Source organism: Pantoea sp. paga, assembly GCF_007558755.1.
Lineage (GTDB): Bacteria > Pseudomonadota > Gammaproteobacteria > Enterobacterales > Enterobacteriaceae > Pantoea > Pantoea agglomerans.
The window spans coordinates 361370-374107 of record NZ_VLTF01000002.1 but is presented as its reverse complement, the minus strand read 5'-3'; the positions used below and the strand labels follow the sequence as shown (position 1 = coordinate 374107).

The window sequence follows — 12738 nt, the reverse complement described above, 5'->3', positions numbered from 1 at the left end:
CAGCTTAGTCCCAGCGCTGAGCCGCCTGGTGGTCGCTGTCGCGGGCATCCACCCAGCGATCGCCCTGCTCTGTCGCTTCTCGCTTCCAGAACGGTGCACGGGTTTTCAGGTAATCCATGATGAACTCTGCAGCAGAAAAGGCGCTGCTGCGATGGGCGCTGGTCACGCCCACCAGCACGATTTCATCGCCGGGAAACAGTTCGCCCACGCGATGGATCACCGTGACGCGCTGCAGCGGCCAGCGTTCGCGCGCCGCATCAACAATCTCCTGCAGCGCTTTTTCGGTCATGCCGGGATAGTGCTCCAGCGTCAGTGCCGCGACGTCGTTGCCCAGATTGTGGTTACGGACTTTGCCGGTAAAGGTCACGACTGCACCATCTTCATCACAGGCTGCCAGCCAGCGATAGGCTTCCGCCATATCAAAGGGCGCGGGACCGACGCGAATCTGCGTTTCCATCTTAGCCTCCGGTCACGGGCGGGAAAAAGGCCACTTCATCACCGGCGTGCAGCGGGTGACTCATCGGCACCAGCGTCTGATTAACCGCCGCCAGCAGCTTGCCTGACTCGAGCGCCAGCGCCCAGCGGTCATCGCGCTCTGCCAGCGCACTGCGCAGCGCGGCCACATCAGGATAATCGGCACCGACCTCAAGCGATGAGGTGCCGGTCAGCTCACGGACCTGGGCGAAAAACAGCACCTTAATCATGCGCGACCGCCTGGAAATCGCCGCTTTTGCCACCGCTCTTGCTGATTAAGCGCAGCTGTTCGATAACGATATCTTTCTGCACCGCTTTACACATGTCGTAGATGGTGAGCGCGGCAACCGACGCGGCCGTCAGCGCTTCCATCTCCACGCCGGTTTTGCCGGTCAGGCGACAGAGCGTGGTGATGCGAACCCGGCTATGGTCAGGTTCAGCCTCCAGGTTCACTTCCACTTTGCTCAGCATCAGCGGATGACAGAGCGGAATCAGTTCCCAGGTGCGTTTCGCCGCCTGAATACCGGCGATGCGCGCGGTGGCAAAGACATCCCCTTTGTGGTGGCTTCCTTCGATAATCATCTGCAGCGTTTCCGGCTGCATCAGCACCAGCACTTCTGCCCGCGCTTCGCGCACGGTTTCAGCCTTGGCGGAGACATCTACCATGTGCGCTTCGCCCGCGGCGTTAATGTGTGTGAGTTGAGACATACTTACCGTTTCTTGAGATGTGAGACAAAATTACAGGGCGCGGTGCGCGCATCAAGCTGGTCAGCGATAATGCGTTCCCAGGCGGTGCGGCAGGCGCTGGTGGAACCCGGCACGGCCAGGATCAGCGTCTGATTAGCCAGACCGGCAATCGCGCGCGACTGCAATGTCGAACCGCCAATCTCTTCATAGGAGATCATCCGGAACAGTTCGCCAAATCCATCAATCTCGCGGTCGAACAGCGGCAGCAGCGCTTCCGGCGTGCTGTTTTTCAGGTTAAAGCCGGTTCCGCCATTAATAATCACGACCTGAACATCTTCACTGGCGATCCAGCGCGACACGGTGGCACGAATACGATAGAGATTATCCGGCACGATGGCGTGATCGACCACCTCATGTCCCGCTTCCGCGGCGGCTTCGCGCAGATAGTCGCCGGAGGTATCGTCACTGGCATCGCGACGATCTGACACTGTCATCACCGCAATCTGCACTGCCTGAAATTCGCTGGCTGGTTTACCCATACTGCCTCCTGAAATTAGCCGCCAATGTAAGAGAGATTCTGTGTGATGCCGGTGTTGCCCTGATGCAGAAAGTGCGTCTGCTTTTTCTGCCCCAGGCTGCTGGCGATGCGCGCCTGCAGTTCGGCCTGCTGGTCGTCTGACGCCAGCAGATCGCGCAGCGGCACACCGCCGTCACCAAACAGGCAAAGGTGCAGATTACCGTGCGCCGAAACGCGCAGACGGTTGCAGCTGGCACAGAAATCTTTGGCATAAGGCATGATCAGACCAATCTCGCCGACATAATCGGGATGGTAAAAGACCTGCGCCGGGCCGTCGCTGCGTCCGCTCTCACGACGCTGCCAGCCCTGGGCGACCAGCTGATCGCGGATGACCATGCCGGAAACGTGCTGATCGCGGAACAGCGTGCCACCGTCGCCGGTCTCCATCAGTTCGATAAAGCGCAGCTGAATCGGACGGGTGCGGATCCAGTCGAGGAACGTGGCCAGATTACGGCTGTTGAGATCGCGCATCAGCACGCTGTTGACTTTGACCTGGCGAAAACCAGCGTCCAGCGCGGCATCAATGCCGCTCATCACCTGATGGAATTTATCCTGACCGGTAATGGCGTGAAACTGACGGGCATCCAGGCTGTCGACGCTGACGTTGAGTGCGGTTAACCCCGCGTCACGCCACTGCTTCACGTCGCGCGCCAGCCGGTAGCCATTGGTGGTTACCGCGATCTGGCGAATGGAGGCGTTTTCGCGCACCGCCGCAATGATGTCGGTGAAATCACGGCGCAGCGACGGCTCACCGCCGGTCAGCCGCACTTTTTCCGTTCCGGCAGCGGCAAAGGCCCGCGTGACGCGGCGGATTTCATCCAGCGAGAGAAAGCTTTTGTTACGAATTCCCTGCGGCTTGTAGCCGTCAGGAAGACAGTAGGTACAGCGGAAATTACAAACATCCGTGACCGACAGGCGCAGGTAATAGAACTTACGCGCGTATGCATCAGTAAATTGTGACACCAGAACACCTTTCCAGATTGGGAGATGCAGTCATTTCTTCCTGCACCCTGGCAGCTCGATGGCTACGGCCTGAACCCCCTATCCGCAGACGTAGGCATTCAGGCTTGAGTGTACGCTGACCCGTTGATCAGCGCGGTAAGCATGATGGTAGCGTGATTTTCGCCACTCTTCCATTTGCTGTTTTCGCTATATATTCTTATACATATCGAATTTTCACCGCATTTTCGCGACAGGATACGTTAAAATGCGATCCAGATTTTGACGTAAGTCATCCGCGCGGGCTTAGCGATTAGAGCCACGCCACGCGAAGAGATATTAAGGAGAAGTATGAATCGCACACTGGCCGATCTTGATCGCGTTGTGGCACTGGGAGGCGGACACGGTTTAGGCCGCGTCATGTCTGCCCTTTCCCCGCTGGGCTCGCGTCTCACCGGCATCGTCACCACCACCGACAACGGCGGATCAACCGGCCGTATTCGTCGCTCAGAAGGCGGCATCGCCTGGGGCGACATGCGTAACTGCCTTAACCAGTTGATTGCTGAACCCAGCGTCGCCTCGGCGATGTTTGAGTACCGTTTTGCCGGTAACGGCGAACTGGCCGGACACAACCTGGGTAATCTGATGCTGCGGGCGCTGGATCATCTCAGCGTTCGACCGCTTGAAGCAATCAACATCATCCGTAACCTGCTTAAAGTCGATGCCTTTTTAATTCCGATGTCTGAGCAGCCGGTGGATCTGGTGGCGATGGATGTTGAAGGCAACATGGTTTATGGCGAAACGGCGATTGACGAGATGAAGCAGCCGCCGCAGGAGCTGATGCTGCATCCCAACGTCCAGCCAACGCGGGAAGCGCTGCAGGCAGTTGCTGAAGCGGATCTGATCCTGATTGGACCCGGCAGCTTTTACACCAGCCTGATGCCGATTCTGCTGATGGAAGAGATGGCGCAGGCCTTGCGTCGCACCCCTGCCACCATGGTGTTTATCGGCAATCTGGGCCGCGAGCTGAGTCCTGCCGCCGCCAGTCTCTCAGTGGCTTATAAGCTGCAGATGATGGAGCGTTATATCGGCAAGCGCGTGATTGATGCGCTGGTCGTCAGCCCGGCGGTGGACACCCGTGGCATTGAAAACCGGCTGATTGTCCGTGAACCGCTGGAGGCCGCCGATATCCAATATCGTCACGACCGCCAGCTGTTACGGGTGGCGCTGGAACACGCCATTCAGGGCTTTAACGGCGCTACGAGGCCGCAATAAACAGCGTTCGCAGTTCATGCAGCTGATCGCGCACGTTGGCCGCCTGTTCGAACTCCAGGTTCTGCGCATGCTGCTGCATCTGCCCTTCCAGCTCGTGGATTTTCTTCTGCAGGGCCTGCGGCGTTAACAGCTGGAAATCGGCCAGCGCCTGGGCTTCGCCAGGGCGGGCTGGTTTCGCTTTGCCGCGCGTTTTCACCACGTTTTTGCCCAGTTCCAGAATATCGGTGATCTTCTTATTCAGGCCCTGCGGCACGATGCCGTTCTCTTCGTTGTGCAGCTGCTGTTTCTCACGGCGGCGCTCGGTCTCTTCAATGGCACGCGCCATCGACGGCGTGATTTTATCGCCGTAGAGAATCGCCTTACCATTGATGTTACGCGCCGCACGGCCAATGGTCTGAATCAGCGAGCGTTCGGAGCGCAGGAAGCCCTCTTTATCCGCATCGAGAATCGCCACCAGCGACACTTCCGGCATATCCAGCCCCTCACGCAGTAAGTTAATGCCCACCAGCACATCAAACTCGCCCAGACGTAAGTCGCGAATAATCTCCATACGCTCTACCGTGTCGATATCAGAGTGCAGATAACGCACCTTCTCACCATGCTCAGACAGATATTCGGTGAGATCTTCCGCCATGCGTTTGGTCAGCACCGTCACCAGTACACGTTCGTTGATCGCCACGCGCTGACGGATTTCTGACAGCAGATCGTCGACCTGGGTACCGACCGGACGCACTTCGATGATCGGATCCAGCAGGCCGGTAGGACGCACCACCTGATCGATCACTTCGTCGCCCGACTTTTCCAGCTCATATTTGCCCGGCGTCGCCGAAACATAGATGGTCTGTGGTGCCAGCGCCTCAAACTCTTCAAACTTCATCGGACGGTTATCCAGCGCCGACGGCAGGCGGAAGCCATACTCCACCAGCGTCTCTTTACGCGCCCGGTCGCCTTTATACATGCCGCCAATCTGCGGAATGGTCACGTGCGACTCATCCACCACCAGCAGGCCATCGGCGGGCAGATAGTCAAACAGCGTCGGTGGCGCTTCGCCCGGTCCGCGTGCGGAGAGGTAGCGTGAGTAGTTCTCGATGCCGGAGCAGTAGCCCAGCTCACTCATCATCTCCAGGTCAAACTGGGTACGCTGGGTAATGCGCTGCTCTTCCAGCAGCTTATTGTTCTCCAGCAGCACCCGGCGGCGGTCCGCCAGCTCGACTTTGATATCTTCCATCGCCTGCAGAATACGCTCACGCGGCGTCACGTAGTGCGTCTTGGGGTAGATAGTAAAGCGCGGCACGACCGAATCGATCTGGCCGGTCAGCGGGTCAAACAGCGACAGACGCTCAACCTCTTCGTCAAACAGCTCGACGCGCAGCGCAATGTCGTCCGACTCCGCCGGGAAGATATCGATCACTTCGCCGCGCACCCGGAAGGTACCGCGCTGGAACGCCTGGTCGTTGCGGGTGTACTGCAGCTCTGACAGACGGCGCAGAATACTGCGCTGATCGATAATCATGCCGCGGGTCAGGTGGAGCATCATTTTCAGATAGAGATCGGGATCTCCCAGACCGTAGATAGCCGAAACCGACGCCACCACAATGACATCGCGCCGTTCCAGCAGCGCCTTGGTGGCCGACAGACGCATCTGTTCGATATGTTCGTTCACCGACGCATCCTTTTCGATAAAGGTGTCGGAGCTCGGCACATAGGCTTCTGGCTGGTAATAGTCGTAGTATGAGACGAAAAACTCGACGGCGTTATCCGGGAAAAACTCTTTCATCTCGCCATAGAGCTGGGCGGCCAGCGTCTTGTTGGGCGCCAGCACCATGGTCGGACGGTTGAGGTCGGCAATCACGTTGGCGACGGTAAACGTTTTACCAGAGCCGGTTACGCCTAATAAGGTCTGATGGGCCAGTCCATCCTCCAGCCCCTCTTCCAGGCGACGTATCGCCTCAGGCTGGTCGCCCGAAGGTTTAAAGGCGGAGTTCAATTTAAAGGCTTTGCTCATGAATGCAGTTCCTGCTGGAGAAGTCGGCGGGCAGGCACTCATTTTACTCTGCTATGGTGATTTTGCCAGAAAATAATACTGGATATAAAAACAGTATTGGTGCAATGTTAACGCCAGCAGGATGCCACCTGCTGTCCCTGCAGGCTGGCAGCGTTATAGCTCAGCTTGTTGCGCAATGTTATCCCCAGGCAGGGATCTGATTTAACATTTGTCAATAGAGTGTCACAAAATTACAGTACGGTTACCTGACAGATAATTCTCAGGCTTGTTTTTTGATAACAAACTGATTTTATTGAAATAAGGCTATGAGGCCAGATTCTCGTCATTATGTTACCAGGCCGCGTATTTCCTCGCTTCCAACTGGTTTTCATTACCTAATGCACAAGGTTATCCACAGGAATGGTGGATAAGTGATGGCAGCCCCGACGCCATCAGCTGTGTATAATTTTTCCCTGCCTTCTCACCACCGTGAAAATATTTTTTTTTGCGTTAAATTTCGCGTCGCCTGCTGCCGGATTATTCTGCAATTTTAATCTGTCACCGGGTGCCGCACGCAAATTTTCACGCCTCATACTAAGATTCTTAATCGGACTTGCTGCCACGTCAGAGTACGTCTGCACCAGAAACAGCGCCCCGAGGCACTGCAAAAGTGCAGGCGCGTGATCACCGTGGGGAATTGATAAGTTTTTCTCACCTTTCTTCCCTGACACGAGGCGCTCCGGCAGGAAACAGGGCCGTTTTTAGATCTGGCCTGGGAATTGCAGGAGTCAGTAGCGTTACCGCGCTGAATGCGCACTGTGCTGCAATGGCGAGGCTGCCGTTGCTGATGACTTGTTTGCCAGACGACAGAGCGCGGAAGCAATCAGGCTAATGATCGGGAAGGAGAGTGTCAGATGCTGAGTTTACGTTCGGTAAATCAATTTTACGGTCAAAACCATATTCTGTGGGATGTGGACCTGGATCTGTCGCCTGGCACCTGCACCGGCATTCTGGGCCGTCCTGGCATGGGTAAAACCACGCTGGTGAACTGCATCATGGGCAGATTGCCGATTAACAGCGGCTCCATCTCCTGGAAAGAGGATGGCTCGCCGCCGGAAGATCTGCTGCTGCAACCGGCTGAACAACGGGCGCAGATGGGGATTGGCTATGTGCCGCAGGGCCGCCATATTTTTACCCAGATGAGCGTGGAAGATAATCTGCTGATTGCCCTGCTGGCGGGTGCCAGCCAGCGCGACCGCCATCGTGCCATTCCCGAAATGGTGTTCGACCTCTTCCCGGCGCTCTACTCTCTGCGCCAGCAGCGCAGCGGCGATCTGCCGATCGATCAGCAGCAACAGCTGGCCCTGGCGCGCGCGCTGGTGCTGCAGCCCAAACTGCTGATTCTGGATGAGCCGACCGACGGGATGTCGCCGTGGCTGGAAGAGGAGATGGGCAATCTGATCCGTCGGCTTAACCTCGACTACGGGCTGACCATCCTGCTGCTGGAGCAGCGCCTGTCGCTGATCCGTCGCGTGGCGGACTATTTTCTGCTGCTGCACCGCGGTCGCAATGTGGCGCAGGGCAGCATGGAACAGCTTGATGACCACACCGTCGATAAATGGCTGACGGTAGCCTGACACCGGGCGCCTGCCCCACCGGGCGTAACGGTTGCAGGCAGGCTGGAGATGGAGCGCGCAGAACCACCGGAGCGCATACACAGCGCGAGGATGGTGAGCACTGCCCGGACTCAGCGTGACAAATAAAATAGCCAGGCCAGGCGGTTACTCCGGCAGCGTCAGGTATTGACCACAGGACGCCTGCTGCGACGCATCAGTGAGAAACGGGATGGTGCCCAGACAGGGCGCAGGTAACCTATTTTTAAGGCTGGTGAGATACTCCTGATAGCGTTTACCCGGGGGTTCAACGGTGTTGGCGATCCAGCCCACCAGCGGCAGTCCGCTTGCCCGCACCGCGTCAGCGGTGAGCATGGCGTGGTTGATGCAGCCGAGCTTAATCCCCACCACCAGAATCACGGGCAGCTTTTCGCTGACCACCCAGTCCGCATAGGTGTGCGTCTCCGACAACGGGGTATACCAGCCGCCCGCGCCCTCTACCAGAATCCAGTCTGCCAGCGGTTGCAGCGCCGCCAGACCCGCCGACAGCGCCAGATGGGTGATCGGCCTGCCCTCTTCGGCGCTGACGATGTGCGGCGAAGTCGGCTCGAGAAACGCCAGCGGATTGACCTGCTGATAGGTTAACGGCACGCTGCTGTAGCGCAGCAGCGCCAGGGCATCGCTGTTACGGATGCCCTCTGGCGTCATCTCACAGCCTGAGGCAACCGGCTTATAGCCCGCACAGCGATAGCCCGCTGCGGCTGCAGCCTGCAGCAGCCCGCCGCTGGCCACAGTTTTACCGACCTCGGTGTCGGTGCCAGTGATAAACAGGCGTTTCATGATGCACTTACTCCATAGATTAAATGGTAACTCAGGCGATAGCCGTGCCGATCGCGCGGCCAGTGCGCCTCTAACTGGTTGAGCCGTTGTCGGGTTAATACCTGCCCGTCACGCCCCTGGTGCAGATGGGTCGCGCCAATCCCTTTCAGGGAGCGCATGGCACTGAGCGCATCGGGAAAATGCAGGGTCACCACCTCTGAGGTACAGCGCAGGTGCTCTGCGTGGCAAGCCGCCGCAATCTGTGGCTCGCTGAGAAAGCGGTTGGCGTGAGGCAGCGCATCCAGATGGGACCAGGCTTCATGAACCTCCTGCATCGAACCATCGCCCAGAGTGGAAAACAGCAGCGTGCCATCGGGTCGCAGCACCCGCCGGAACTGGCTCAGCGCGCCGGGCAGATCCTCGCTCCACTGCACCGCCAGGTTACTCCACACCAGGTCAATCGTGTTATCCGCCAGCGGCAGCGCGTCGATATCACCGGCCAGATAGTGCTGCGCCGCGTCATTGTCCCGTGCCTGTTGCAGCATCTGCGGAGAGAGATCCAGTGCCATTACCTGTTTGCCACGTTCGCGCCACAGCCTGCTGTACCAGCCGGTGCCGCAACCGGCATCCAGCAGCTGCAGACCGCTCTGTGCGGGCGCCAGTGCCAGCAGGGCATCGCCGCTAAGGCGTTGCAGCGTAGCATGGGCATCGTAATGACTGGCCGCCCGGCCAAAGGCGCGTGCCACCGCCTGCTTGTCAACCCGCAGCGTCATGCAGCGCCTCCAGTAACCGGTCAATATCCTCAGGATGATGAGCCGCGGTCAGGGTGATGCGCAGCCGGGCCGTCCCCGGCGGCACGGTCGGTGGCCGGATCGCGCTGACCCAGCAGCCCGCCTCAGCCAGCCGCTGGGAGAGCGCCATCGCATCGCCATTTTCGCCCACCAGCAGCGGCTGAATCGCGCTGCCGGAGTCCATCAGTTGCCACGGCAGCGAGGCCGCACCGCGCCGGAAATGCCCGATGTTCTGCTGCAGTTGCTGGCGCAGGGCATCGCCCTGCTGAACTTCACGCAGCGCCGCCTGTAGCGCGCTAGCCTGCGCCGCGGGCATCGCGGTGGAGTAGATCAGATGTCGGCTGAACTGCAGAAAATAGTCGGCGGTGGCCGCGTCGCACAGCAGCGCGGCACCGCTGACGCCAAAGGCTTTGCCAAAGGTGACCACCAGCAGTTCCGGTTTAACGCCCTGTTGCCAGCAGCTGCCGCGCCCCTGCTCACCCACCACGCCGATGCCGTGCGCATCATCCACCAGCAGCCAGCCCTCTGCCTGGCGCGTCTGTTGCGCCAGGGCGGCCAGCGGCGCACTGTCGCCATCCATGCTGAAAATACCTTCCGTCACCACCAGCGTTTCGCCCTCGCAGGGAGAGGCGAGCCGGGCTGCCAGGCTCTCCGGCGCGTTGTGATGGAAACGTCGTAGCTGTGCCGGACTATGGCTGGCGGCGTCGAGCAGCGAGGCGTGGCTGAGTTTATCGGCCAGGATGCGATCGTTTTTCTCGCCCAGCAGATGAATGACCGCCTGATTGGCCGCAAAGCCAGAGATAAACAGCAGCGCACGGTCGTAGCCGAGCCAGTCGGCCAGCTGCGCCTCAAGATCGGCGTGCTGACGGTGATAACCCGTGACATGCCCTGAAGCACCCGCACCTGCGCCCGCCCGCGCCGCGCCCTGTTGCCAGCCCGCAATCACCGCCGGATGCTGGGTTAAGCCAAGATAATCATTGCTGGAGAAGTGGAGATAGCTGCGGCCGCCGCTGTGCAGCGTGCGGGTCGATTGCTGATCGATCACCCGTCGCTGCCGCCAGCCATCGGCCGCCCGGCGCTGCGTCAGCGCCTGACGGATACGTTGCTGCCAGCCCATTACAGCGCCGCGTTGTAGAACTGTTCAGTGTCGGCATGGAATAGCTGCTCGCTGAGTTGCTGCTCCTGCTGCTGATCGCCGTGCTGAGTGTGAGTATGCTCCGGGTTAAGACCCAGTTTTCGGAACAGCACGCGGTCTTTATCCTCTTCCGGATTCGGCGTGGTCAGCAGTTTGCAGCCGTAGAAAATCGAGTTCGCCCCGGCCATAAAGCACATCGCCTGGGTCTGCTCACTCATCTGCTCACGGCCCGCAGAGAGGCGCACATGCGAGGTCGGCATCATGATGCGCGCCACCGCGATGGTGCGGATAAAATCGAACGGTTCCACGTCATCGTTATCTGCCAGCGGCGTGCCTTTGACCTTCACCAGCATGTTGATCGGTACACTCTCCGGCGGCGTTGGCAGATTGGCTAACTGCACCAGCAGACCGGCGCGGTCGTTAACGGTTTCGCCCAGGCCGACAATGCCACCCGAACAGACTTTGATGCCGGCGTCGCGCACTTTGCCCAGCGTATCCAGACGTTCCTGATAGCTGCGGGTGGTGATGATGGAGCCGTAGAATTCCGGTGAGGTGTCGAGGTTATGGTTGTAGAAATCGAGACCCGCGCCCGCCAGTCGCTGCGCCTGGTCGTCGCTGAGCGTGCCCAGCGTCATGCAGGTTTCCATTCCCATCGCCTTCACGCCTTCCACCATCTTCTCCAGATAGGGCATATCGCGCTCGTGCGGATTTTTCCACGCGGCACCCATGCAGAAACGGGTTGAACCGGCGGCTTTGGCCTGACGCGCTGAGGTCAGCACCTCTTCCACTTCCATCAGCCGCTCCGACTCCAGGCCGGTCTTGTAGCGCGCACTCTGCGGGCAGTATTTACAATCTTCCGGACAGGCGCCGGTTTTGATCGACAGCAGGGTACTGACCTGCACCTGGCGCGGATCGAAGTGCTGCCGATGCACCTGCTGTGCGTTAAACATCAGTTCAAGAAAAGGTTGATCAAACAGCGCTTGCGCCTGTGCAATTGTCCAGCGTTGAGCCATTACTTACTCCAAAAAGGGTGTCATCCCGACGAAAAGCAGGGTTATACTTGTAAACTATATTTTTTTATTTTGGTTTACAACTCCGATGACTATCCCCGTTTTCTCCTCAGACGATGCCCGCTTTGACCGCCAGCATATCTGGCATCCCTACACCTCCATGCAGGATCCGCTGCCCTGCTATCCAGTGGTCGCCGCACAGGGTTTTCAGCTGCAGCTGGCCGATGGCCGTGAGCTGGTGGATGGGATGTCCTCGTGGTGGGCGGCGATTCACGGTTACAACCATCCGCGCCTGAACCGGGCGTTGACAGAGCAGGTCACAAAGATGTCGCACGTGATGTTTGGCGGCATTACCCATCCGGCGGCGGTAGCGCTCTGCCGTCAGCTGGTGGCGATGACGCCTGAGGGGCTGGAGTGCGTCTTCCTGGCCGACTCAGGCTCGGTGGCGGTGGAAGTGTCGATGAAGATGGCGCTGCAGTACTGGCTGGGGCGTGGCGAGACGCGCCAGCAGTTCCTGACGCTGAAACGCGGCTATCACGGCGATACCTTTGCAGCGATGTCGGTGTGCGACCCCGAGAACTCGATGCACAGCCTGTGGCGCGGCTATCTGCCCGAGCATCACTTTGCGGCTGCCCCGGCCTGCGGCTTTGATGATGAATGGCACAAGCCTGATTTCGATGATTTTGCCAGGCTGATAGAACAGCATCACCGGCAACTGGCAGCCGTCATTCTGGAGCCGATTGTGCAGGGTGCGGGCGGCATGCGTTTCTACCCTCCGCGCTATCTGCAGCAGGTACGGGAAGCCTGTGATCGCTATGGCGTGCTGTTGATTGCGGATGAGATCGCCACCGGGTTTGGCCGTACCGGCAAACTTTTTGCCTGCGAGCATGCGGGCATTACCCCGGATATTCTCTGCGTCGGCAAAGCGCTGACCGGTGGCATGATGACGCTGGCGGCGACCCTGACTACCCGCGAGGTCGCGGACACCATCAGCCGCAGCGCGGCGGGCTGCTTTATGCATGGCCCGACCTTTATGGGCAATCCGCTGGCCTGTGCGGTAGCGGCGGAGAGCCTGACCATGCTGGCGGAAGGTCACTGGCAGCGCCAGGTGGCGGCGATCGAACAGCAGTTACGGGCTGAGCTGCTGCCGCTGCGCAGTTCACCGCAGGTGGCCGATGTGCGCGTGCTGGGCGCGATTGGCGTAGTGGAAACCCATCAGGCGGTTAATATGGCGGCGCTGCAGCAGTTCTTTGTTGAACAGGGCGTCTGGATCCGGCCTTTTGGCCGGCTGATCTACCTGATGCCACCCTACATCATCACACCACAGGCGCTGAGCAGGCTGGTGCAGGCGATTGGCGGCGCGCTGGAGCATTCTCAACATTTTGCCGCCTGAAGCAGGCTGACCGCTGGCACTGGCGACACTTTTAGTTATGA

14 protein-coding genes and 1 riboswitch are annotated in these 12738 nt (G+C 59.2%); of the genes, 3 read left to right on the top strand and 11 right to left on the bottom strand.

Features of this window, described 5'->3' with window-relative positions; genetic code table 11:
* Positions 1 to 4: 4 nt before the first annotated feature.
* The 5 genes from moaE to moaA form a co-directional block, all read right to left on the bottom strand.
* A complete protein-coding gene (moaE, locus tag FOV68_RS07455; RefSeq protein ID WP_143990556.1) occupies positions 5 to 457 on the bottom strand; it encodes a molybdopterin synthase catalytic subunit MoaE in 453 nt (150 codons plus the stop codon).
* A gap of 1 nt (position 458) precedes the next feature.
* A complete protein-coding gene (moaD, locus tag FOV68_RS07450) occupies positions 459 to 704 on the bottom strand; it encodes a molybdopterin synthase sulfur carrier subunit (RefSeq protein ID WP_022626012.1) in 246 nt (81 codons plus the stop codon).
* Entirely contained in the window at positions 697 to 1182 is a 486-nt protein-coding gene (gene moaC / locus FOV68_RS07445; protein ID WP_039391212.1) for a cyclic pyranopterin monophosphate synthase MoaC, read from the bottom strand. Before moaC ends, moaD begins: the two co-directional genes overlap by 8 nt.
* Before the next feature lie 2 nt (positions 1183 to 1184).
* Positions 1185 to 1700 carry a molybdenum cofactor biosynthesis protein B gene (gene moaB / locus FOV68_RS07440; RefSeq protein ID WP_022626013.1) on the bottom strand — a complete coding sequence of 172 codons (516 nt, stop codon included), beginning with the start codon at positions 1698 to 1700 and terminating at the stop codon, positions 1185 to 1187.
* A 14-nt stretch (positions 1701 to 1714) separates the two neighbouring features.
* A complete protein-coding gene (gene moaA / locus FOV68_RS07435) occupies positions 1715 to 2701 on the bottom strand; it encodes a GTP 3',8-cyclase MoaA (RefSeq protein WP_039391210.1) in 987 nt (328 codons plus the stop codon).
* Positions 2691 to 2824, bottom strand: a riboswitch (molybdenum cofactor riboswitch). It overlaps the preceding gene by 11 nt.
* 204 nt (positions 2825 to 3028) lie before the next feature.
* Between moaA and yvcK the strand changes: the two genes are divergently transcribed.
* A complete protein-coding gene (gene yvcK, locus FOV68_RS07430; RefSeq protein ID WP_143990555.1) occupies positions 3029 to 3952 on the top strand; it encodes a uridine diphosphate-N-acetylglucosamine-binding protein YvcK in 924 nt (307 codons plus the stop codon).
* Here yvcK and uvrB read toward each other — a convergent pair.
* Positions 3936 to 5957 (bottom strand): excinuclease ABC subunit UvrB, encoded by a 2022-nt coding sequence (gene uvrB / locus FOV68_RS07425; RefSeq protein ID WP_010260230.1) that lies wholly within the window; start codon positions 5955 to 5957, stop codon positions 3936 to 3938. The genes yvcK and uvrB overlap by 17 nt on opposite strands.
* Before the next feature lie 431 nt (positions 5958 to 6388).
* Entirely contained in the window at positions 6389 to 6667 is a 279-nt protein-coding gene (locus FOV68_RS07415) for a hypothetical protein (RefSeq protein ID WP_115387778.1), read from the bottom strand.
* 183 nt (positions 6668 to 6850) lie between these two features.
* On the opposite strand from FOV68_RS07415, the gene FOV68_RS07410 reads away from it, so the two are divergent.
* The gene (locus tag FOV68_RS07410) at positions 6851 to 7573 is read left to right on the top strand and encodes an ABC transporter ATP-binding protein (protein ID WP_010260222.1); all 723 of its coding nucleotides are present in this window, start codon (positions 6851 to 6853) and stop codon (positions 7571 to 7573) included.
* 144 nt (positions 7574 to 7717) lie between these two features.
* Here the strand turns inward: FOV68_RS07410 and bioD are convergent, their stop codons facing one another.
* Genes bioD through bioB form a run of 4 tightly spaced genes read right to left on the bottom strand, consistent with a single transcriptional unit; the run spans position 7718 to position 11307 of the window.
* Positions 7718 to 8389, bottom strand: a complete 672-nt coding sequence (gene bioD, locus FOV68_RS07405; protein ID WP_143990554.1) for a dethiobiotin synthase — start codon at positions 8387 to 8389, stop codon at positions 7718 to 7720.
* On the bottom strand, positions 8386 to 9141 hold the full coding sequence (bioC, locus tag FOV68_RS07400) for a malonyl-ACP O-methyltransferase BioC (protein ID WP_143990553.1): 756 nt from the start codon (positions 9139 to 9141) through the stop codon (positions 8386 to 8388). The genes bioD and bioC overlap by 4 nt, the downstream gene beginning before the upstream one ends.
* Positions 9125 to 10276, bottom strand: coding sequence for an 8-amino-7-oxononanoate synthase (bioF, locus tag FOV68_RS07395; RefSeq protein ID WP_143990552.1), 1152 nt, complete (start codon positions 10274 to 10276; stop codon positions 9125 to 9127). Before bioF ends, bioC begins: the two co-directional genes overlap by 17 nt.
* Entirely contained in the window at positions 10276 to 11307 is a 1032-nt protein-coding gene (bioB, locus tag FOV68_RS07390) for a biotin synthase BioB (protein ID WP_031593833.1), read from the bottom strand. The genes bioF and bioB overlap by 1 nt, the downstream gene beginning before the upstream one ends.
* Before the next feature lie 85 nt (positions 11308 to 11392).
* On the opposite strand from bioB, the gene bioA reads away from it, so the two are divergent.
* The gene (gene bioA, locus FOV68_RS07385) at positions 11393 to 12697 is read left to right on the top strand and encodes an adenosylmethionine--8-amino-7-oxononanoate transaminase (protein ID WP_143990551.1); all 1305 of its coding nucleotides are present in this window, start codon (positions 11393 to 11395) and stop codon (positions 12695 to 12697) included.
* Positions 12698 to 12738: the final 41 nt, after the last annotated feature.